The sequence below is a fragment of the Nocardioides cremeus genome (genome assembly GCF_030518195.1).
GTDB classification, from domain to species: Bacteria; Actinomycetota; Actinomycetes; order Propionibacteriales; family Nocardioidaceae; genus Nocardioides; species Nocardioides cremeus.
This window is the reverse complement of record NZ_JAULSC010000470.1, coordinates 1-214: the sequence shown is the minus strand read 5'-3', so window position 1 is coordinate 214 and position 214 is coordinate 1. Positions and strand designations below refer to the sequence as shown.

The following is a 214-nucleotide window of genomic DNA, read 5'->3' as shown; positions in this document are numbered from 1 at the left end:
CCCGGGCGCCGCGGCCGGGGGAGCGCTGCTGGTGCGCGACGAGGAGCTGCACGCCGACTGGGTGGTGGCCAACGTCGTGCCGCTGGCCACCGCCGCCGCCCGCCTGGCCACGATGCGCGCCGCGGCGCGCCACCTGGTGCCCCGCGACGCCGACGAGGCGCTCGCGCGGATCGTGCTCGAGGCCGGGGGAGCGGCGCGATGAGGCTGCCGGTCC

At 80.8% G+C, this 214-nt stretch carries 1 pseudogene; it reads left to right on the top strand.

Annotation, left to right across the window (positions count from 1 at the left end):
• A pseudogene (locus tag QWJ41_RS21755) lies at window positions 1-202 on the top strand (UDP-N-acetylglucosamine--N-acetylmuramyl-(pentapeptide) pyrophosphoryl-undecaprenol N-acetylglucosamine transferase); the annotation flags it as partial.
• Between the last annotated feature and the right edge of the window lie 12 nt (window positions 203-214).